We start from the raw sequence: 19,642 nt of genomic DNA on the forward strand, positions 1-19,642 counted from the left end.
CCCGCTTTGCCGTGTGTCGCTGTTTGCGCGGCATATGGCGATCCGCCTCAAGCCACGCGTCGATGATCGGAATGAACGGCTCAAGCTTCGGCCGCCTGACCTCGGCCGTGCGCCGATAGCCCGGCGGCACCGAAAAGGTCATCATCTTCGCAACCGTATCGCGGGAGATGTTGAATTCCTTCGCCGCCTGACGCTGGCTCATGCCCGCCGCGCAGGCCTGACGCACCTTCAGATATAGTTCCACGCTGTAGATCCTCCCGCCCTCCCTGCAACTACAGAAAGGGAAAAGGTGGACGACTTTTACACCGCCCGCAGCAGCACCAAGCCGCCGCTTCCGTGGACTAATTTCGCACCGCCGTTCTCACCAATCGGCGAATTTTGTTTAAAAAAAGCAACTTTCGAAGGAAGTCATTCTGCCGATCCGGCCCGCTCGGGCGATGTGGTGAGTTTTTCAACAGAATAAGCCCAAAGCAGTCATCGGACCAAATGAGAGACATCCGCGAAACAGATCATCGCCCTGTTGCGGAAGAAGTCGTCCTGCCGGAGGTGGGTTATGCTTCCACTCGGCGCGGCGTACGAGATAAAGCCGCAAGCATCGATGGGAACCTTCATCTAGGCCGCGATCACCAAACTCAGTGTGAAACCGTGGGTGATGATGATCTGGGTTTCGCAGTCCCGCCGCAGTAAGGCATGTAAGTATGACAATGTCTTATTCTGATGCGTTCACACGTCAAATTCGAAATGGATGGTGCCATAAGGGAACTCGACCCCTTTGTCGACGCGGTCGATGACTCCCGCATTTGCGAGGGTGGTCACATCGCGATGCACGGCCTGCACATCCCGGCCGACCCGGCGAGCGACTTCGCGGATTGGTAGGGCACCTTGCCCGGCCAATGCTTTCACGATGGCAAGCCGCAACGGAGCAAAGACTCGGTGCATATCATCGTAGCTGGCAAAATTCAACGTGGGAACCACCTCGACACCTTTTCCTGTAAGGGCGAGTTTTACCGCTTCGACAAACTCGAATTTGGTATCGGCCATAGTGTTCAGACGAATGGTCAGCGTACTCATTTCAGTATCCTTTCCATATCGGTCCAGAAGGCATCGTAGAGCATTTCCAAGGATGCAACCTCGGCAGGCTCTTCGCGATCTTCAATGTGCCGATGATCTCCCTTGCCCCATTTGACGCATTCACCATTCACCATGAGAACCAGCCAGTATTTGAACGGATGCGCACTACCTGCGATCGGAACGGGAAGATATCACAACACGATTTCAAAAAAACCGTGTAACCGATTACGGTGTGGACTTTCTTGACCAGCATAGCCCTCGTGTTGACATCCGTAACAACAAGGTTGTAGCGCTGTCAATTGCACCTTGCGCGAGTGATTATACTGATCGTGAAATATCCGAGCGCACGGTAGCCCGTTCGCCGCTTGGCGGCCATCCTCGCGCGGACCGGGAGAGCGCTGTCGACCTAGCCGACCACCAGGACATCCTTCTTCTCGTCACGCTGCCGATGTAGCCTAGCGTAAAGGTCCGCTTGCTCACCCGCATTGAAAACGTTGCAGCGCTTCGGGGGAGTCAGTTGCGGAAACTCGCTTTGCACAGTCCAGCAATACAGCTATATCCCGATCCGCCACGCTCAGCGCCGCCAACCCGCGCCGACGACGATCACGAATAAACGTCACATCCGCAGTCTGTGCGGCTAGCAGCAGTTGGGATGTCCGCGTTCGGTTTGCCCGCGCGATGGCGGTCAGCGGGGACTTGGCAGTCCTACCGCACGTCCTCCGAACCTGCGCCGGGACGCTCCACTGGTTCAGGAATGCATCCAGCGTCGCTGGTCGAAACCCGACCATCCTGTCGTTGAGCCGATGGTCGGGGACCAGCACTTCATCGGCCATCAACCCTCGCAACAGATCAACGCTTACTCCCAGATGGCGTGCTGCGTCCTGAGCATTGATCATATCCTTCAGTCTCGGGGCTAGATCGGCGATCAGCGACGGATCGACTTCATCACTGGCACCGGCACGGATGCCGTACTGGGCTATCAGGACCTGGGCGGTAATTTTCAGCCCGATACCGTATTGGGTGCAGAGCGCACGCAAGGTGGTCGGCGGAATACCCCGTGTCTTGATCCCGAATACCTTCTCCTGATGGGTGAAGCGGAAATTCTCACCGACATATTCGGCGAGGAGGGCGCAGATCGGCTGATAGGCAGCCTGATCCTTGCGGAAGTAGAATGGATTGAAGGCCCGGCCGAAGGCATGGTGATAGTCGTTGCCATATCGCCCCCGACCAACATGTTGGCGCAAGGAATCCTTGATTGCCATGGGCCCCTGGATCAGCACACCCGCCCCGATATGGCCGTGTTGGCGAAGTTCATCGGCAGATATGCCCTCCCAGCTGGCCTGCGGCCCACGGGTGGCCAATGCGCCGAAAACTTCCGCTGTATGGACGGCAACATCTAGCTGCACCCCGTCGATCCAGCGCCCGGCAGATCGCCCATCGAGACGTTCGATAATGTAGGCTTCGAGGGCGGTGGGTTGGTCTGCAATTGGTGGCGGTACTGGCGCCGCCACCAGTGCCGGGATCATCCGGGACAGATCGGATTGCATCCTTGCCTTTTTCGGAGGCTTTGCCAGTTCGTTTCGCCTAGCTCCCGAAACCTCCGAATGCAGTGCTCGATCACGGTGCGATCGACAACCGGGGCGTCGACGGTGATTTCCAGCCCCATGCCATATTGTTATGTGTAATCCAACCGGAAAGATTCATGGATCTCCGGCGGGGTGTCGCGCAGGATCTTCGAGGCTGCCCTCTCCTCATATTCCCTGACGGTCAGGCCATCGAGCGCCGCATGATGGCCCGGTTCGGACTGGATCACCCGGTAGAACTTCTGCCGTCCGACATAGAAGGCAGGGCTGAATTTCCAGCGGTATTCCTCTTCCAGTTCGGTCTCGGTCAGACGTGAGCAGGTCTGCTCCGAGGCCAGATCCTGAATGCGCTCCCAGAAGCGCAGGGTGCCGGTGGTGATGCTGGCGTTCCAGATACTGCGGTCGTCGAGACTCAGAAACAGCACGTCAAACCACTGCCTGTAAGCATCCGGCCGATCCGATTCGTCCAGCACCAGATGGCTGGAGAACAGCCCGCCGTAGATCGGCGCGTCACGCAGAATTTTCCACCGTAACTTCACGAAGGCATCACGCTGCCGGTGCCGCGACAGGGAGGCAAAAGGGGTAAAGCGGTTATGTTTCCGGCGACTCATCGTCATTGTCCTTGTGATCCCCGGTTACGCTATCCAGCATGGCTCAAACAACCGGAAGTGGATTGCGCCGCATCTTCACCCATTATTATCACAGACCAAACACTAGGGGCGTACGACCGCTGTGTGCGTACCCGAACTCAGTTGGCCGTTATGCCATCACCGTCGCCATAACCGTTCTGTTCCAGAAGCTCTCGCACGAGCAAGGGGAATGCTTTGTCCTCTCGTTCCCCCTGGAGCATCAACCGCGTGAGATAGCTGAGAGGTACCCTGACCTCCAGCGTGCAATCGACGTCTTGTTCGGGGTGCGCTTCGAGATGGCGAAGCCAGACGGTCAAGTTCTCCAGCGTCTCTGTCTTCGGAAGCGCACTCGCTGTGCATGTCGCAACCATCTCTGTCTCCCTGCATGTATCCGCACGAACCATGTGGCCAAGGAACCGCAAAACTATGACTATAGTCAATAGATACATGATCGCCACTTCGCCATTAGCTTGGGGATGGAGCGGACGAATGCCAAACTCATCAAAGCCTTCGCGAAAGTGCTGAAGCGCAGACGGCGAGCGGCCGGGCTGTCGCAAGAAGAATTGGCGTTCCGCAGCGAGCTGTCGCCAAGCTATATCTCTCTGCTGGAAACGGCGAATCGTCAGCCGACTTTGACGGTTCTCGCCGAACTCGCCGATCGCCTTGATGTTGGCCTGCCAGAGCTTCTCGCAGAGATCATTGCAGAGCTGAACGAGTAGGCTGCCTCTGTATAGTTTCAGAAGGCGCGGTTTCTCTAAAAGCCTGCCGATTCAAGAAATATCAATTTGTTTTTAGATGGAAATACAATTAAAACAAGTGGTTGATATGGTCCGGCTGGTGTGCAAAAATCATGAGAGATGGGTGATGAAAGCGTGTTGTGAAGCTGAAATACGTCTTTATCCTTGGGGATGTAGCAATTAACGAAGGTGCCTCCAGAGAATTTTCTGGCTGCCCTTTTGTCTTGATGCCGTCAGGTTATCCAGAAAAGATCAATGAGTACCTTCAAGAACTCTGGATTGGAAGCTGGTGTGCCGGGATTGCGACACCCCTTGATAGTGCCTCGGGAGCTCCGTTCGGGTTTGGAAGGCGATATCGCCCGTTGCCTTCATCTGTTCGTGAAACCGCTAATCGGCTAGTCAACTATCTTCACTGGTGTGCTGACCACAAAATGCACCACGGGAAAGGCGTCCTCGATCCAATTTCTGTTTCCGAAAAAGACATCGCCAGGTTGGGCGACCAAATGGAGGCCGGGTTATGGAGCAGTGATCACAAGTCGCTCAGTCCGACCACAATTGGGCAGCGTCAGTTGGCGATCATCCACTTTCTGCAGTGGGCAAGTGCAAGAGGGTATGCGCCTAAGGCTGAATTTACTTCCACGTTGGCTGCGCGAAAAATTGCCACATCCAACGGAGGGTCCTGCACGACACTTCAACATCGGTTGCTGGTTGTGCGCCGAGCTCAGCCTCGGGAGGTTCGATTTCCAACAGAAGCCGAGGTTAAATCTGCCATGGCGGCGGTCACCGATAGCGCGCTCCAGATCGGTATGAGGCTGGTATTCTTCTGTGGCCTCCGTGCCGATGAAGTTTGTAGGCTAACAGTCGCAGACGTCATAGACGAAAAAGTCTCTGCCGGAGGGCAGAGATTTATCCGTGTGCTTGGAAAAGGTCGGAAACGTCGCTCGGTTGAGATTGATACAGATCTACTTAATCACATCTTAGATTATATAGAATTCGAGCGTCCTATCCGCCTACATCGTCGTGGAACCAAGGGTGATGCGCTCTTAATCAACGAACATACTGGAAGGCGATTCCAATACAGAGCGTTCTGGCAGGGGTTTCGTAAATGTAAAAGAGATGTGTCGCCGCATTTAGGACGCCATTGGTATGCAGTGATGTACTTGCTGCGTGCTTGGAGACGCGAAGAGGTCAAGGCTGAGCGGAAGGGCGTAGCAATCGCTACTGATATGATGCACAGTTTGCTGTCCATTGATCTCATTCGGCTCCAGCAGAACCTCGGTCATGCATACCTGTCAACTACGGAGCGCTACCTAGTTGCGCTCGACCAATTCATCGATAAGGCCGATCTAGCGATGTCGTTTCAGGACATGATTGATGGTCAATATCTCGGTGGGCTGAATGGGTGAGGCCACCGATATGTTTCTCGTCGAAGGGTGCTCGGCTGGAGTTAATGGACACGGGAGCTTAAAGTGGGCCGTTTCAGTGAAAGAGCTTGCCTGTGGCCGCGCTAGCGGGCGTGGGAAACGCGCCTTCACAGGTAGGCCGGCGCTCACTCATTCGATTATGCCAGCCCTTCGCGATATGTGTAAAAATACATTGTCGCGAGGCAGTTTTAAAGCGATACTTTTTCACCTGCGGGAGTTTTGGCTGTTCCTAGATGAAATGGACGCGGTGGTAAATGCTCCAGGGAAATGTTATTCTTCACCAAGTACGGTTTTCGGTATTCCGGGCGTTGTGTGGGCTTTGTTTAAGGATTGGCTTGACGCGCAGGCAAATAACAGTCAGCATTATACGTATTTTCATTGTAAGCGTACATTCGATTTGGGAGCAGTCCTTTCTGACCCGGTTATTGCGGTAAAAACTGGTTATCCTCTTCCCCTAAACCCTTTTCCTAATCCCCAGAAAGTCGCGGCTCGAACGGGCCTGGTTGATGATAATTTTCTTGAGCCTGATACTATTCGTGCAGCAGCAGAGGCGCTGTATAGTCACGTGCATGCAACGACTTCGCGCATCGGAGAAGCCCGCCGACGTGCGGCGAGTGGCGTTTCTGGCTCCGGAGATACATTCTACCGTTTTGCTGCGGATAGAGGATGGGATCTAGATGCCCGTTCGGCGCCAGCGGGTGCATTCGCCGAATTTGCACCGCTGGTACACGGTTCCGGTGTGAACCATCTCGTGGCGCGAGCATGGTGGTTCGTTCCGAGGTTAAATGATCTAATGCCTGCATTTTGTCTAGTAATGTTGCGAACGGGTTGGAACACCTCTACGACGTTGGACATGAATGCCGGAGATTGGGTGCGGGATCATCCGACGCGGCCGGCGCAGCTCGTTCAGCTTGTATCGGCGAAGGGGCGGGCAAGAGGTCGAGCACAATCAGCCTATAGTAGTAAGCACAAGGCGGCCCATCCTTATCAAGTTATCAAGACGGTCCTCGAATGGAATAAGCCTTTGCGAGATGCTCTCCGCGCTGCCGAGATTGAACTGTCTGATCGGCTTGATGACAGTGAGCTCGACTTGGCCCTGCGTCAACGACACGAAAAAGAAATTAATAGACTGCGTATGCTACGGAGGCGCATATGGTTGTACATTAATTCTCGCGGGAATGTTTCTTGCATTGGTCAATATATAAGTTATTCTTACGTAAACTCACTTTTTTCAGCCGCCTGCATCTCGAATAAAGGGAAGCCATTGCTGTTCTCACAGGAGCTGTCGCGTAATACATGGGCGATGTTTGCCTATCAGACTTCTGGCTACAACGCCTTGGTAACTAAATTGGCGCTTGGACATAAAGATCTTTCATCTCTATTGCATTACATTAATCAGAAATCAATTCGCAATCGTCATCGGCGCGAATTCTTTGATTTTCAATCACACGTTCTTGATGAGGTAACCCAAGGCCGACTGCATCCCGGAATATTGAGAGTTCTTGTCGAGCGAGGGAAAATTTCTAAGAGTGAAGCTGAACACCTTGCACGAGGTGGAACTCGTACTTGTCAGGGGGTAACTTGCGCAAATCCTTACTCGCCTGATCCTGCCGTGGTTCCAGACCATGCACCAGGAACTGTCTGCATTTCCCAGAGCTGTCTGAATGGCTGTTCGAAAGCATTCGCGACCCTCGACTGTCTCGAGTACGTTGCGCGTCGGATATTGGAGCTACGGCAGCTGGAAGCAAAAATGCCATTACTGGCGTGGACTGGCAGCGATCATCCGCACGATCTGCAGTTTCTCGAGCAATTGTTCGAGCGGTTCTCGGAGGACAATCGCCGCATGGCGATAGAAAAGGCGGAGGCGTCGCCAATGCCCCGATGTTTCACATCTCCAAGCCCTGCCTCATTGTTGAAGGTCAGGTAGCCGATGGTCGTTCGCTGCATTAACCGCGCTTTCGATTCGGTATCAAAGGCGGGTGTGACCAAAGAAGAACTAATCAATCTGAGTGCGGCTGAGTTGGCTAGTATCGTGATTACCTTCCCTTCGCCCGATGCACCCTGTGGGTCTGCCATTGGAGACGATCTCTGGATTTGGCCAGAGAAGCTAGTTCCAGGACCAAGGAGCAAGCGGACGGTGAGCTTTATGTCTCTTTCGTCTTTTCCAATCTTAGGTATGGCCGTGCGGCGATACTTGCTTGCTCATCTTCTGTTTCCGATACGCCGATATGTTGACCTTGCAGGACTTCAAAAGCGGGCAAACTACGTAAGTCGAATCGCGTCATTACTTGGCGAGGCGCACGGCGACATGCGGTTTCGGGATGTCGAAATTGGTCACTTGACTACCGCGTTCAATGCGGCAACGCGAAATGCTCCGTCGCTCCGCTCGGTGGTCGCGATGTATTTGAAAGAGATCGGTGAACACCAAAGGCGCGGTGCCATCGTAGATAGCTTTCATCGTGTATCGCAGGAGCAGCTCCGCGCATTGGCAAACTCAGGTTTGGTTCTGCCCATTCGACCCATAAAAGACCAAGAGGACGCTTACGGTAAATATCAGCCACTCCCTGACGCATATGTTGCCAAGGCCGGAAGGATCTGGGCATTCTATTTAACCGAGATACTGCCGAATTTGGATAATGTTCTTGGGTATGCACCGGAAATTGAGCGAGTGGTCCGTAGCCCGCGTAAGCGGGTTTGGGCAGGCCGCCAAGGGCCCCGTGATCGAAGTACGGTCAAGGCGCAGCGCAGTGAAATGTGGGTAGATTTTCTTAAAGATTATAAGTGGAGAGCATCCGATGGGGAGGTCATCGAATCTATCCCTTTCAACGTTGAAAACGAATTCCCTCCACGTTCTCAGGCTTCCCTTATGGCGCTATGGGCAGTGGTGCAAGGCTGTTTGATGCAGTGTCTTCTACTGCTCACTGGTGGACGTGTTTCTGAAATAGAGAGTCTAAAACGCGATTGCTTGATATCGAATGATAATGATGTGCAGGCCGGTAACAACGCGGCCGAAAGGTTTGCTTTGCCTCGCTTGGTCGGCAGAACGTTCAAGCTATCCGGACTTAAGTGCGGGGATGAGCGTGACTGGCCGATCCCCAAGAAAATCGCCAAGGCGCTTCTAATCCAACAAAATCTAGGTCGTCTTGTTGGTGTGTCGGAAGAGAGCCTGTGGGTCAGTAATAATCGCGCTTACTGGATGCGCGGTAGGATTAATGTCTATCATTTCACAACTGCGTTCCCGGCGTCTCACGGCATCGAGCATCTATTAGATGAAACGTATGCACATCCGCATCGATTCCGCAAAACAATTGCGCGATTGGCAGTTCTTTCTCTGTCAGGTGCACCGATGGTGCTACGCGAGATTTTCGGCCATTCTGACCTTGAAGGGACAATGAAGTATATCCTGTCTAGTCCGGAGATCAGGTCTGAACTTGCCGATATGGCCGTCGAGGTGCAGACGGAGCAAGCGCGTGATGTTGCAAATGGACTGGACCATGCGGGCGGAAAAGCAGCCCTGCACCTGCGGAAGGTGAGAGACGAGTTTTTCAATGAGCTCAGGGTGCCGCAAAATGAACGGCAGCAGCGACGTCGAATGGAGGAATTCGTTGAGGCGAAACTCGCAGATGATAGCGCAGACCTAAAGGTTCTCTTCCCTGGTATCGTGTGTACGAAGCCGAAGGCAGCTGTGGGTGCTTGTGGTCTCCGAGACAACGTCAATGCATCGTCCTGTCAGGCAACATGCGCCTACTTCCTTGCGTTGCCCAGCCTCCGCAAAGAAACGGAGCAAACAATTGAATGGCTGATTTCACAACTAGAGCAACAGAAAATACAAGAAAATCCTCTGCTGAGACCTTGGTATGCAGCCCAGTTGATTGATCAAATTTCTATTTTCCCTGGGCTGAAAGAGAAATATCGCACTGATCCGCGCTGTATTGTGTTCACGAAGGGGCTGGGGGTGTAGGTTTGAGCGACAAATATGTGGATCATCGAAAAATCAACGCTGAACGTCAACGCAACGATGTTCAACTTAGAGTTCGCGCGGCACTCGCAGAACTGCGTTCGGAGGCGCAGATGGCGCGAGGTAAACACGGGACGGCGCCGCTTCGGCGCCTTTCGTTTGCATCAGTATTACGTCGGGCAGGTGGTGTTGACAAGAATACATTGAAGCAACCCTACCATGCGTTGTTGCGGGAGGAGATTGAATTATTCTTGCGGGAGTGCGCGGGCGATGCGCGGGCCGGGAGGAAGGCCAAAAGCCAAGATAAGCGTCCGCTTGACCTCGAGCACTATGCGCAGATGCTTGTTGCCTCCCACATCGTTAGAGACGAAGCCAAAAGACAGCTCGCAGACGCAGAAGCGGAAGTTCAACGGCAACGCGAGTACATAGCCGCCTTGGAGGTAAAGGTCGCCGCCCTTCAACCAGAAATCGTGAGCATCGTTCCACTTGATGGAGGTCGGTCGTGAGTATCGGCCAGCGGAGGTCACATCGATCTATTCACCGCAAGGCAGGCGTTTGTCACGGGCTTGAGGGCGTCCGCCTTCCTGTCGGGGCCCTCGCCCCGAGCCTCTTCCTTGACCGCTGCGGGCGGAGTGCTATGTTGGCCGTCTTCGGGGATGAAGTCGCCGAACGCGGCATACATCCGAGGTAGAATTAATATGGAATATCAATCTACTAATGTTGAGGTTAAAGTCCTGGATCCTAGGCTTCGGAATTGGGGGCTGCCCCGTTATCAGTCGACGATGGCGGCCGGTATCGACCTGTTTGCATGTCCGGATGCGCCGGTCACGATACCGCCCGGCGCTCCTGCTGTTCTCATCCCGTCGGGCATGGCGATTCACATTGCCGATCCGTTGGTCACGGCTGTCATCGTGCCGCGATCCGGGTTGGGCCATAAAAAGGGACTTGTGCTCGGAAATCTGATCGGTGTGGTCGACGCTGATTATACCGGGCAGGTCTTCATCAGCGTTTGGAATCGCAGCGGTCCCGATACACAACCGATCGTCATCGAGCCAGGGGAGCGTATCGCGCAGATGCTTTTCGTCCCGGTCCTCAGGCCCAGTTTTAGCGTCGTTCAGGAGTTCTCTGCGACGACCCAGAGGGGGGAAGGGGGCTTTGGCTCGACAGGCGTCGATAGTAGTATTGAGACGGGTGAACTGGCCCGGCCCAATAAGCATGAGTAGGTGGCTTCACGCAGGCGAATGGGTGAAGCAAGCGAGGATCAGCATATTCAGTCGCTTCACCCGCGCCCTGGTCATAAATAGCGATTATCGCGGCCCGCTTGGCGTGATCCTGATCAACCTGGGCGATGCGCCGTATCGGGTTGGTCATGGGGACCGGATCGCGCAGATCGTGGTCGCGCCCGCTCCGCAGGCCATATTCACCGAGGTCCGCGATCTGACCGCGACGGTTCGCGGCGCGGGCGGATTCGGTTCAACCGGGGCAAGCTGATGCTGGGCCTGCTGTCGATCGCAGCCTTGGCCGCAGTGGCGCTGGCCTTGCGGCTTCCGGGGCGGGTGGCTCTGGCGATGACCGGCGGGCTGTGGCTGGCAATCGCCTTCCTTCTGGGCGTGGCGCCGGAAAGCGGATTTGCCCGCGCCATCGGAGGTTCCCTGACGGGATGGCTGGTTGGCGGCGGTTTTGCCGCGCTGATCCTTGCCTATCGGGTGGGCTTGCGCCGCCTGCGCGCTCTTGCTCCCGAAGTCGATGCCCCGGCGCCTCCGGCAGATGACGGCCAGATGTCGGATGCCGAGATTGACCGCTATGCCCGCCATCTCGTCCTGCGCGAGATCGGCGGTCCCGGCCAGATGCGGCTGCGCGGCGCAAGGGTGCTGGTCGTCGGGGCAGGGGGGCTGGGTGCCCCGGTCTGTCTTTATCTCGCAGCGGCTGGTGTCGGGCGGATCACGCTGGCCGATGACGATACGGTCAGCCTGTCGAACCTGCAGCGGCAGGTGATTTTCCGAAGCGACCAGCGTGGCGAGATGAAGGCAGACGCCGCCGCCGGCAACATGGCCGAACTGAATCCGCATATCGATGTGACACCCCTGCGTCGTCGCATCACCGCGATGGATGCCGACCTTGTTGCCCGACATGATCTGGTCATCGACGGCACCGACAGTTTCACCTCGCGGGACGAGGTGAACCGTGCCTGCGTGGCAGCGGGCGTGCCGCTGCTCGCCGGAGCCATCGCGCAATGGGAGGGGCAGGTGACACTATACGACCCGGCGCATGGCGGACCCTGCATGGCCTGCCTGTTTCCCGAGGCGCCCGCGCCGGGCCTTGCCCCCGCCTGCGCCGAGGCCGGAGTCGTCGGTGCCTTGCCGGGCGTGATCGGCAGCATCATGGCATTGGAGGCGATCAAGCACCTGACGGGCGCGGGCGAAGGGCTGCGCGGGCGGATGCTGATCTTCGACGGGCTTTATGGCGAAACCCGGATGATCTCGACCACCATGCGCGCTGATTGCCCGGTCTGCCGGGGGCATCGTCACGCCTGATGGATCTCGCGGCTGTCGGCGGGGGCCTCTTCGCGACGCTCCATGCCGTAATCGCGGATCACATGGGCCACGCGCAGCCGATAATCGGCAAAGATTCCGCCGCGCCCCTGCCGCTGCGCCTCGCGATGCTGGCTAAGATTGCGCCATTGCCGCACGGCCTCCTCGTCGCGAAAGAAGGACAGCGACAGGATGCGTTCGGGATTGTTCAGGCTCTGGAACCGCTCGATCGAGATGAAACCGTCGATCTGTTCCAGCAAGGGACGCAGCGAGGCGGCGATGGCCATGTAATTCTCGCGGGCCTCGGCGCCTGCGGGCTGGACTTCGAAAATGACGGCGATCATGCGGCATCTCCATGCGGGGCCGAGGCCAGTTTCAGGAATGTGCGGTCCTCGCGGCGGATAAAGCCCTCGCTGCGCGCGAAATCGTAATTGCGCCGGCCAAGCGGATCGGCCGACAGCCTTGCGCGATAGGCTTCGTATTCAGCGAGGCTCGGGATATTGTAGATGCCATAGGCCAGCGTGGCCGAGCCCTCATGCGGGGCGAAATACCCGATCAGATCGGCACCGCAGCGCGGAATCGCCTGACCCCAGTTGCGGGCGTATTCGGTGAACAGTTCATGGCGTGCCGGGTCGATCTCGTATCGGATGATGCAGGTCAGCATGTCGTTATCCTCTCGTAACAGGTAATGTGGGCAGATTAGCATATTGGCCTGCTGCAATGCTTCGGTTAATATCGAACCATGAAAGACGGACCCGATATTGCCCGAATCGCTGCGCTGATCGGCGATCCCGCCCGCGCCAACATGCTGGTCGCCCTGCTCAGCGGGCGTGCCCTGACGGCGACCGAACTGGCGCATGAAGCCGGCGTGACCCAGCAGACCGCCAGCACGCATCTGGCGCGGTTGACCGAAGGCGGGCTCTTGCGGCAGGAACGGCAGGGGCGGCACAAATATCATGCGCTGGCCAGCGAGGATGTGGGGCATCTGCTGGAAACGCTGATGGGGGTGGCCGCCGGATCCGGTCATCTGCGCAGCCGTATCGGCCCACGCGACGCGGCGCTGCGCAAGGCGCGGATCTGCTATCGTCACTTGGCGGGAGAGATGGGGACGCAGCTTTACGACAGCCTGCAAGCGCAAGGGTTACTCGATTGCGAGGATGGCCCCCGGCTGACACCTGCCGGGCAGGGCTTCATGCGCGATTTCGGGATCGATCTCGATGCTCTGCGCCAAGGGCGTGCGCCGCTGTGCCGCGACTGCCTGGACTGGAGCGAGCGGCGCAAGCATCTGGCGGGCAGCCTGGGCCGTGCCTTGCTGAGCCGGATCGAGGCCTTGGGCTGGGCGCGCCTGCGGCCGGACAGCCGGATCGTCGAGTTTTCGCGCGATGGCGAGCGTGCCTTTGCGAAGTGTTTTCCGATTTAGGCGGCAATTGCGCCGGTCATGTCCCGCGAGAGCCGGGAGGCTACCTGCCCCCGTCGCCGGGATATTTGCATGAAGAAGAAGACTGCCGCTTTGTGGCAGGTGCCGACGATCTCATGATCTGGATTATATATCGGGGATGGGCTTACATATTCTGAAAGCCGTTCCAACTCCGGATCAGGCTGCGCTACACGGACAGGAGACCGCATGAACCCGGAACTGACCCGCTGGACCGGCCCCGAGGGCCTGCCCCGTTTCGACCTGATTTCCGACGAGGATTTCGCCCCGGCATTCGAAGCCGAACTGACCCGAGCCGAAGCCGCGATGGAGAAAATCGCCGCCAATCCCGAGCCCGCGAATTTCAGCAACACCGTTGCCGCGCTGGAAACCGCCGAGGAGGGGCTGAGCCGCGTGCTGGCCATTTTCTATACGCTGGCGGCAGTGGATTCGAACCCGGCACGAGAGGCGTTGCAGCGCGATTTTGCCCCAAAACTGGCGGCATATAACAGCAGGACCAGCATGGATCCGCGGCTTTATGCGCGGGTCAAGGCAGTGGCCGAGAAGCTGGAAACGCTCGCGCCCGAGGATCGGCGGATCACCGAACTGGCGCTGCGCAATCTGACCCGCGCGGGCGCCGGACTGGAGGGAGCTGCGCGCGAGCGGATGGCGGAGATTCGCGCCCGCATGGCGGTGCTGACCACGCAATTCGCGCAGAACGTGCTGGCCGATGAACGCGACTATGTCCTGCCGATTGCCGATGACCGGCTGGAGGGGCTGCCCGACTGGCTGATTCGCGCGATGCGGGCGGCGGCGAAAGAGCGTGGCATGTCCGGGCAGATCGTGACGCTGAACCGTTCGCTGATCGTGCCGTTCCTGGAGCATGCGCAGGACCGGGCGCTGCGCGAGCTGGCGTTCAAGGCATGGGCGGCGCGCGGATCGGGGCAGGGCGCGGGCGGCGAGGCGACCGATAACCTGCCCATCGTGACCGAGATCCTGGCATTGCGGCACGAGTTGGCCCGTTTGCTGGGTTACGAGGATTTCGCCGCCTACAAGCTGGAGCCCGAGATGGCGGGCAATGCCGATAGGGTCGAGGCCCTGCTGGGGCAGGTCTGGAAGGCGGCCCGCAAGCGCGCGCTGGAAGACGAGGCCGAACTGTCGCGGCTGGCGCGGGAGGATGGTGTGAATACCGCCCTGGAGCCATGGGACTGGCGGCTCTATGCCGAGCGGCTCCGGCGGATGCGCCACGATGTCGATCCGGCCGAGGTCAAGCCCTACCTGACGCTGGACGCGATGCTGGGCGCGGTTTTCGATGTGGCGTATCGGTTGTATCGGCTGGAGTTCCAGCCGATCGACGCGCCGCTCTGGTCGCCGGATGTGAAGGCCTGGCGGGTAACGCGGGACGGTGAATTGATGGCGATCTTCCTAGGCGATTACTTTGCCCGGCCCGGGAAACGCTCTGGCGCGTGGTGCTCGGCGCTGCGGGACCAGCACAAGATCGGCGGGGGACAGCGGCCCATCGTGGTGAATGTGTGCAATTTCACCGCCCCGGCTGCGCCCGGCGAACCGGCCTTCCTGTCATGGGACGATGCCTTGACGCTGTTTCACGAATTCGGCCATGCGACCCATCATATCCTGTCGGATGTGCATTGGCCCTCGATTTCCGGCACCTCGGTCGCTCAGGATTTCGTCGAACTGCCCAGCCAGCTATATGAACACTGGCTGGAACAGCCACAGGTGCTGGACGCTCATGCACGGCATTACCAGAGCGGAGAGCCGATGCCCGCCGGTCTGCGCGACCGGGTCGTGGCGGCGGGCAAGGCGGATGCCGGTTTCGCGACGGTGGAATACCTGGAAAGCGCTCTGGTCGATCTGGCCTTTCATCGTGGCGGGCCGCCCGCCGATCCGATGGCACGGCAGAGCGAGGTCCTGGCCGGGCTGGAGGCCCCGCGAGCGATCCCGATGCGCCATGCCACCCCGCATTTCGCGCATGTCTTCTCGGGCAACAGCTATGCCAGCGGATATTACAGCTACATGTGGTCCGAGGTCATGGATGCCGATGCCTTCGCCGCGTTCGAGGAGACGGGCGACATCTTTGATCCCGGCGTGGCGCGGCGGCTGGAGGAAACCATTCTGTCGCGTGGCGGTTCCTCGCCTGCCGAGAAATTATGGCTCGCCTTCAGGGAACGGATGCCGGGGGTCGATGCGTTGCTGAAGGGACGCGGTCTGGATTAAGACCGGTTCGGGAGGATGGATGATGCTCATGCGCTGGACGATGATGGTTGTGGGGGCGGTGCTGCTGACCGGCTGTGTCGAGGAAAACCCGCCGCCTGCAAAGGTAACGGACGGAATATATGACCTGAACCCGGAAGGCTGCGGGCAGGACCTGTCGGTGACGCGGTTGACGGTTGCCGGTGACCAGTTCCGCTTTTACGAGTCGGTTTGCCGCATGGAACCTGTCGGACCGGGTGCCGATGGCCTGCAGGCAAGGCTGATCTGCACCGGCGAGGGCGAGAGCTTCGAGCGGCAGGTGAACCTGCGCAGCCATGGCAATCTGCTGGACATGACGGAAAACGGCGAGACGCGGCGCTATCACCGCTGCCCGGTGTAAGATTTCCATAGATCCCGGCATTGCCTTCAGACCCGGGCTGGCGAGAATGTCCTTTATGTATGAACGCCGAAACGAGCCGCCGATCTCGGCCAGCAGGTTCCGCCTGCGGGTTCTCTTGCATGTCCTTGCGGCGCTTTGCCTGTTTCTTGGCTCGGTGTTGGTCGGGGCTGCGGGGTTTGTGCTGTTCGAAGGGATGGACTGGGCGCGGGGAGCCCTGAACGCCACCACATTGATCAGCGGCCTTGGCGTGGCGGAGATGCCGCAGACCCCCGGAGCAAAACTCTTTGCCAGCCTCTTCGCGCTTTATTCCGGCTTTGTCTTCGTGGCCATGTCGGGGATTGTGATTGCCCCCATCCTGCACCGGCTTTTGCATTTCTTCCACTGGGACGGATGTGACGAGGAGTCCGGAACATGATCAGGACATCGCCGGATGCCCGCGCAGATGGCGCAGCTTGTCGGGGTTGCGCGTAATCCAGATGGCGGCGATCCTGCCGTTGCGGATAGCGAATGCGGTCGTCTGGACTATATTGCCCGCCTCGGTCGAGACGATTCCGGGCGCCCCGTTGATGCGGCGCAAGGGAGGGCAGGGTTGGGGTATGATCAGGCCCTTGCGTGCCAGTCCGGCAAAGAACCGGGCCGCCCGTTCCCGGCCTTTCAGCACGTTCATCGCGGCCGGAACCTTGCCGCCGCCATCGGTGTGGATCTCGATCTCCCCGGCGAAGAGATCCAGCAGAGCCTGCATGTCGCCATGCCGGCTGGCCTGCCAGAAGGCCTGCGTCATCTGCCGCGCCTCCTGCGTCGGGACCTGCGCGGGAATATCCGCCCCCGCGATCCGCCGCCGGGCGCGCGAGACCAGTTGCCGGCAATTCTCGGGCGAGCGGCCCACGACCGAGGCGATCTCGTCGAAGGAGAAATCGAAGGCATCGCGCAGGATGAAGGCGGCGCGCATTTCGGGCGTCAGTTTGTCGAGCGTCAGGATCAGCGCGATCGAGACATCCTCGGTCACGATCCAGTCCTGTTCGGCATCTGTCACCTCGCCCTGCAGCAACGGCTCGGGCAGCCACGCGCCAATATAGGTTTCGCGGTGCCGATATGCCGATTTCAGGAAATCGAGGCATAGCCGCGTCACCATGGTTCCCAGCCATTTTCCGGGGCTGTCGATGATATCGGGATCCTGCCGCGACCATATGATCCATGCCTGCTGAAGGATATCCTCGCTTTCGGCCACGGAGCCGGTCATGCGATAGGCGAGCCCCGCCAGACGGCGGCGCTCTCCCTGGAATATCGCCAGATGCGGGTCAGTGCCCATCGGCCTCGTCCCGGATCGGATGCGCGGACCTGAACCCCACCGCAAAGCGGTTCCAGGCGTTGATCGTGGTGATGATCAGGGTCAGTTCCGTGCGTTCGCGTTCGCTGAAAATGGCGGCGAGCGCATTGTAATCGGCATCGGGCGCGCCTGTCGCCTCGATCCGTGTCAATGCATCGCACCAGCCAAGCGCCGCGCGTTCCCGCGCATCGAAGGCCGGGCTTTCGCGCCAGGCGGCCAAAACGTCAAGCTGCTGCTGGGTAACACCTGCCTTGCGTGCCTCGGGTGCATGCATGTCGAGACAATAGGCGCAGCCATTGATCTGGGAGGCCCGCATTTTCATCAGCCAGCGCAGCCGGGCGGGGATCGACAGGTCCCTGGTCGAGTTTTCAAGGGCGACCAGCGGCTTCATCGCCTCGGGAGCCGCCTTGAAATATTCCATTCGTGTCGTGGTCATGCCAGTTCCTCATGTTCTGCTTACAAGAGGAAGACGAGACATGCCCCGGTTTTGTGACAGCCCCGCCCATCGGGGACTGCCGGATTTTCGGGTCACTCGCGAATTTCGTCGGGATCCACGCCCCAAAGCGCCGCCTTGGGCACCCAGCCACGTTCGCCTCCGCCGGAAATCTCGCACCAGACGGGATTGCATTCTCCCAAGCGGACGATCGCGCCGGATTCGGCACGCGCCACGACATCGGATTCGGGATCGGGGCGGGTGCGCAACTCGGCCATGTCCTGCGTGACGACGGCGGTGCGAACGCCGGAAAGAAGCGCATAATGCACCCAGCCACCCGCGCCGTCCTTGTCCTCGACCCGGCGCCAATGCCCGAATTCCGCCACCACGCGCAGCGGCATGCCGGCATGACGGAAAACCCAATCGATCCGATGCGACAGGCTGGGGCCGCGCCGGGCATTGCCTTCGCTGCCCTTGAGGCTGACATAGCGGGGAACCGGCAGGTTGGTCACCGGGCCGCGCTGCGCGGCCGTATCGCGGCTGACCTGCGCATTCGCCGGAAGGTTGCTTTGGGCCAGCACCACATAGGGATATTGGACATCGCCCCTGCCGTTTTGCCCGGTAGCCTCACCGACGGCCATCTGGCCTGTCATCAATACCGTCAGCGCCAGCCCGGCCGCCGCACCATTTCCCAGAACAGCCCGTTTCGTCATTCGTTATCCGTTCCTGCCTGACCGTTTTACCGGCCTCCATGATCATGGGCCAATCCCGCGCGCCACCCGTTTCGGCGGTTGGCGTCGGAACCGGACCTTTCAAGGGTCTTGTGCCTGCCCTTCAACGCAGGCAGTTTGCCAAAAGCGGCCCGGCATTGGAAGTGCGCCACCGGCACGGTTTCGAGAAAGTGAGGCAATCATGCAAGCAATCAGCCCGACTTCATCGCGTCCCAAGCTGCGGGTCACCGTCACCCGCCGCCTGCCTGAACCGATCGAGACCCGTATGAAAGAGCTTTTCGATGTCAGCCTGCGCGATGACGATCGCAAGATGAGCCGGGACGAACTGGTCGCCGCGATGAAGGACAGCGATGTCCTGGTGCCCACGGTCACCGACCAGATCGACGCCAATATGCTGGCGCAGGCGGGCGAACGGCTCAAGCTGATCGCGAATTACGGCGCGGGGGTGGATCATATCGATGTCATGTCGGCCCGGCAGCGCGGCGTGCTGGTGTCGAACACGCCCGGCGTCGTGACCGAGGATACCGCCGACATGGCCATGGCGCTGATCCTTGCCGTGACCCGCCGTATCCCCGAGGGCCTAGCAGAGATGCAGGCCGGGCGTTGGGGCGGATGGGCGCCGACCGCGCATCTGGGCGGGCGCGTCGGCGGACGGCGGCTTGGCATCCTTGGCATGGGCCGGATCGGGCAGGCCGTGGCACGGCGTGCCAATGTCTTCGGGATGCAGGTGCATTACCATAACCGCAAGCGCCTTCGCCCCGAGATCGAAGAGGAACTGCAGGCGACCTATTGGGAAAGCCTCGACCAGATGCTGGCCCGGATGGATATTGTCAGCGTGAACGCGCCGCACACGCCCTCGACTTTCCACCTGCTGAACGCAAGGCGGCTCAAGCTGCTGAAGCCCACCGCCGTCGTCGTGAACACCTCACGCGGGGAGGTGATCGACGAGAACGCGCTGACCCGGATGCTGCGCGCCGGAGAGATCGCCGGGGCGGGGCTCGACGTGTTCGAGCATGGGCACGAGATCAATCCGCGCCTGCGCGAACTGCCCAACGTGGTGCTGCTGCCGCATATGGGTTCGGCCACGGTCGAGGGCCGCAACGAGATGGGCGAGAAGGTCATCATCAATGTCAAGACATTCGCCGATGGGCACCGGCCGCCGGATCTGGTCGTGCCAAGCATGTTGTAAACCG

Annotated in this window: 23 protein-coding genes and 1 pseudogene; 14 read left to right on the plus strand and 10 right to left on the minus strand. The window is 58.9% G+C overall.

Going from position 1 to position 19,642, the window contains the following annotated elements:
* Positions 1-244: helix-turn-helix domain-containing protein (locus tag C9E81_RS17565; protein WP_425010663.1), on the minus strand; the 244-nt coding region annotated here is incomplete at its 3' end.
* A gap of 45 nt (positions 245-289) precedes the next feature.
* Here C9E81_RS17565 and C9E81_RS22985 point away from each other — a divergent pair.
* A complete protein-coding gene (locus tag C9E81_RS22985; RefSeq protein WP_166461966.1) occupies positions 290-463 on the plus strand; it encodes a hypothetical protein in 174 nt (57 codons plus the stop codon).
* 260 nt (positions 464-723) lie between these two features.
* Here C9E81_RS22985 and C9E81_RS17570 read toward each other — a convergent pair whose 3' ends face one another.
* The 4 genes from C9E81_RS17570 to C9E81_RS17585 form a co-directional block, all read right to left on the minus strand.
* A complete protein-coding gene (locus tag C9E81_RS17570; RefSeq protein WP_122113665.1) occupies positions 724-1,071 on the minus strand; it encodes an HVO_A0114 family putative DNA-binding protein in 348 nt (115 codons plus the stop codon).
* Positions 1,068-1,247 carry a toxin-antitoxin system TumE family protein gene (locus C9E81_RS23755; RefSeq protein ID WP_481859703.1) on the minus strand — a complete coding sequence of 60 codons (180 nt, stop codon included), beginning with the start codon at positions 1,245-1,247 and terminating at the stop codon, positions 1,068-1,070. The genes C9E81_RS17570 and C9E81_RS23755 overlap by 4 nt, the downstream gene beginning before the upstream one ends.
* 300 nt (positions 1,248-1,547) lie before the next feature.
* Complete coding sequence (locus tag C9E81_RS17580) at positions 1,548-2,618, minus strand: hypothetical protein (protein WP_122113666.1); 1,071 nt, start codon at positions 2,616-2,618, stop codon at positions 1,548-1,550.
* Between the two features lie 128 nt (positions 2,619-2,746).
* Positions 2,747-3,265, minus strand: coding sequence for a hypothetical protein (locus C9E81_RS17585; RefSeq protein ID WP_122113667.1), 519 nt, complete (start codon positions 3,263-3,265; stop codon positions 2,747-2,749).
* Between the two features lie 494 nt (positions 3,266-3,759).
* Between C9E81_RS17585 and C9E81_RS17595 the strand changes: the two genes are divergently transcribed.
* From C9E81_RS17595 to C9E81_RS17625, 8 genes and pseudogenes are all read left to right on the plus strand, one after another.
* On the plus strand, positions 3,760-4,002 hold the full coding sequence (locus C9E81_RS17595) for a helix-turn-helix domain-containing protein (protein WP_122113669.1): 243 nt from the start codon (positions 3,760-3,762) through the stop codon (positions 4,000-4,002).
* Between the two features lie 158 nt (positions 4,003-4,160).
* Positions 4,161-5,426, plus strand: coding sequence for a tyrosine-type recombinase/integrase (locus C9E81_RS17600; RefSeq protein WP_122113670.1), 1,266 nt, complete (start codon positions 4,161-4,163; stop codon positions 5,424-5,426).
* Entirely contained in the window at positions 5,419-7,371 is a 1,953-nt protein-coding gene (locus tag C9E81_RS22745; protein WP_147457623.1) for a hypothetical protein, read from the plus strand. The genes C9E81_RS17600 and C9E81_RS22745 overlap by 8 nt, the downstream gene beginning before the upstream one ends.
* Positions 7,372-7,590: 219 nt before the next feature.
* On the plus strand, positions 7,591-9,405 hold the full coding sequence (locus tag C9E81_RS17605) for a tyrosine-type recombinase/integrase (RefSeq protein WP_243698719.1): 1,815 nt from the start codon (positions 7,591-7,593) through the stop codon (positions 9,403-9,405).
* A 2-nt stretch (positions 9,406-9,407) separates the two neighbouring features.
* Positions 9,408-9,908: a hypothetical protein gene (locus C9E81_RS22750; protein WP_147457624.1), complete on the plus strand. Its 501-nt coding sequence runs from the start codon at positions 9,408-9,410 to the stop codon at positions 9,906-9,908.
* Positions 9,909-10,100: 192 nt separating this feature from the next.
* Positions 10,101-10,625 carry a dUTP diphosphatase gene (gene dut, locus C9E81_RS17615; RefSeq protein WP_122113673.1) on the plus strand — a complete coding sequence of 175 codons (525 nt, stop codon included), beginning with the start codon at positions 10,101-10,103 and terminating at the stop codon, positions 10,623-10,625.
* A gap of 73 nt (positions 10,626-10,698) precedes the next feature.
* A pseudogene (locus tag C9E81_RS17620) lies at positions 10,699-10,893 on the plus strand (dUTP diphosphatase); the annotation flags it as partial.
* Positions 10,893-11,936 carry a HesA/MoeB/ThiF family protein gene (locus C9E81_RS17625; protein ID WP_122113675.1) on the plus strand — a complete coding sequence of 348 codons (1,044 nt, stop codon included), beginning with the start codon at positions 10,893-10,895 and terminating at the stop codon, positions 11,934-11,936. The pseudogene C9E81_RS17620 and the gene C9E81_RS17625, both read left to right, overlap by 1 nt.
* On the opposite strand, the gene C9E81_RS17630 is transcribed toward C9E81_RS17625, so the two are convergent.
* Positions 11,927-12,277, minus strand: coding sequence for an antibiotic biosynthesis monooxygenase family protein (locus C9E81_RS17630; protein WP_122113676.1), 351 nt, complete (start codon positions 12,275-12,277; stop codon positions 11,927-11,929). The two genes, C9E81_RS17625 and C9E81_RS17630, sit on opposite strands and share 10 nt — an antisense overlap.
* Entirely contained in the window at positions 12,274-12,597 is a 324-nt protein-coding gene (locus C9E81_RS17635; protein ID WP_122113677.1) for an NIPSNAP family protein, read from the minus strand. Before C9E81_RS17635 ends, C9E81_RS17630 begins: the two co-directional genes overlap by 4 nt.
* Positions 12,598-12,675: 78 nt before the next feature.
* Here C9E81_RS17635 and C9E81_RS17640 point away from each other — a divergent pair, with 78 nt between their 5' ends.
* The 4 genes from C9E81_RS17640 to C9E81_RS17655 all read left to right on the plus strand — a co-directional run bounded on the left by C9E81_RS17640 (position 12,676) and on the right by C9E81_RS17655 (position 16,373).
* Entirely contained in the window at positions 12,676-13,353 is a 678-nt protein-coding gene (locus C9E81_RS17640; protein ID WP_122113678.1) for an ArsR/SmtB family transcription factor, read from the plus strand.
* A 204-nt stretch (positions 13,354-13,557) separates the two neighbouring features.
* Complete coding sequence (locus tag C9E81_RS17645; protein ID WP_122113679.1) at positions 13,558-15,582, plus strand: M3 family metallopeptidase; 2,025 nt, start codon at positions 13,558-13,560, stop codon at positions 15,580-15,582.
* A gap of 19 nt (positions 15,583-15,601) precedes the next feature.
* Entirely contained in the window at positions 15,602-15,958 is a 357-nt protein-coding gene (locus C9E81_RS17650; RefSeq protein WP_147457625.1) for a hypothetical protein, read from the plus strand.
* A gap of 55 nt (positions 15,959-16,013) precedes the next feature.
* Positions 16,014-16,373 (plus strand): hypothetical protein, encoded by a 360-nt coding sequence (locus C9E81_RS17655; protein WP_122113681.1) that lies wholly within the window; start codon positions 16,014-16,016, stop codon positions 16,371-16,373.
* Here the strand turns inward: C9E81_RS17655 and sigJ are convergent, their stop codons facing one another.
* From sigJ to C9E81_RS17670, 3 genes are all read right to left on the minus strand, one after another.
* The gene (sigJ, locus tag C9E81_RS17660; protein WP_122113682.1) at positions 16,374-17,267 is read right to left on the minus strand and encodes an RNA polymerase sigma factor SigJ; all 894 of its coding nucleotides are present in this window, start codon (positions 17,265-17,267) and stop codon (positions 16,374-16,376) included.
* Positions 17,257-17,721, minus strand: a complete 465-nt coding sequence (locus tag C9E81_RS17665; protein WP_208021215.1) for a carboxymuconolactone decarboxylase family protein — start codon at positions 17,719-17,721, stop codon at positions 17,257-17,259. Before C9E81_RS17665 ends, sigJ begins: the two co-directional genes overlap by 11 nt.
* Positions 17,722-17,813: 92 nt before the next feature.
* On the minus strand, positions 17,814-18,431 hold the full coding sequence (locus tag C9E81_RS17670; protein ID WP_243698713.1) for an SH3 domain-containing protein: 618 nt from the start codon (positions 18,429-18,431) through the stop codon (positions 17,814-17,816).
* Positions 18,432-18,630: 199 nt separating this feature from the next.
* Between C9E81_RS17670 and C9E81_RS17675 the strand changes: the two genes are divergently transcribed.
* Positions 18,631-19,638: a 2-hydroxyacid dehydrogenase gene (locus C9E81_RS17675; protein ID WP_122113684.1), complete on the plus strand. Its 1,008-nt coding sequence runs from the start codon at positions 18,631-18,633 to the stop codon at positions 19,636-19,638.
* Positions 19,639-19,642 lie beyond the last annotated feature (4 nt).

Origin of the sequence: Paracoccus alkanivorans (assembly GCF_003697785.1) — a bacterium.
GTDB lineage: Bacteria > Pseudomonadota > Alphaproteobacteria > Rhodobacterales > Rhodobacteraceae > Paracoccus > Paracoccus alkanivorans.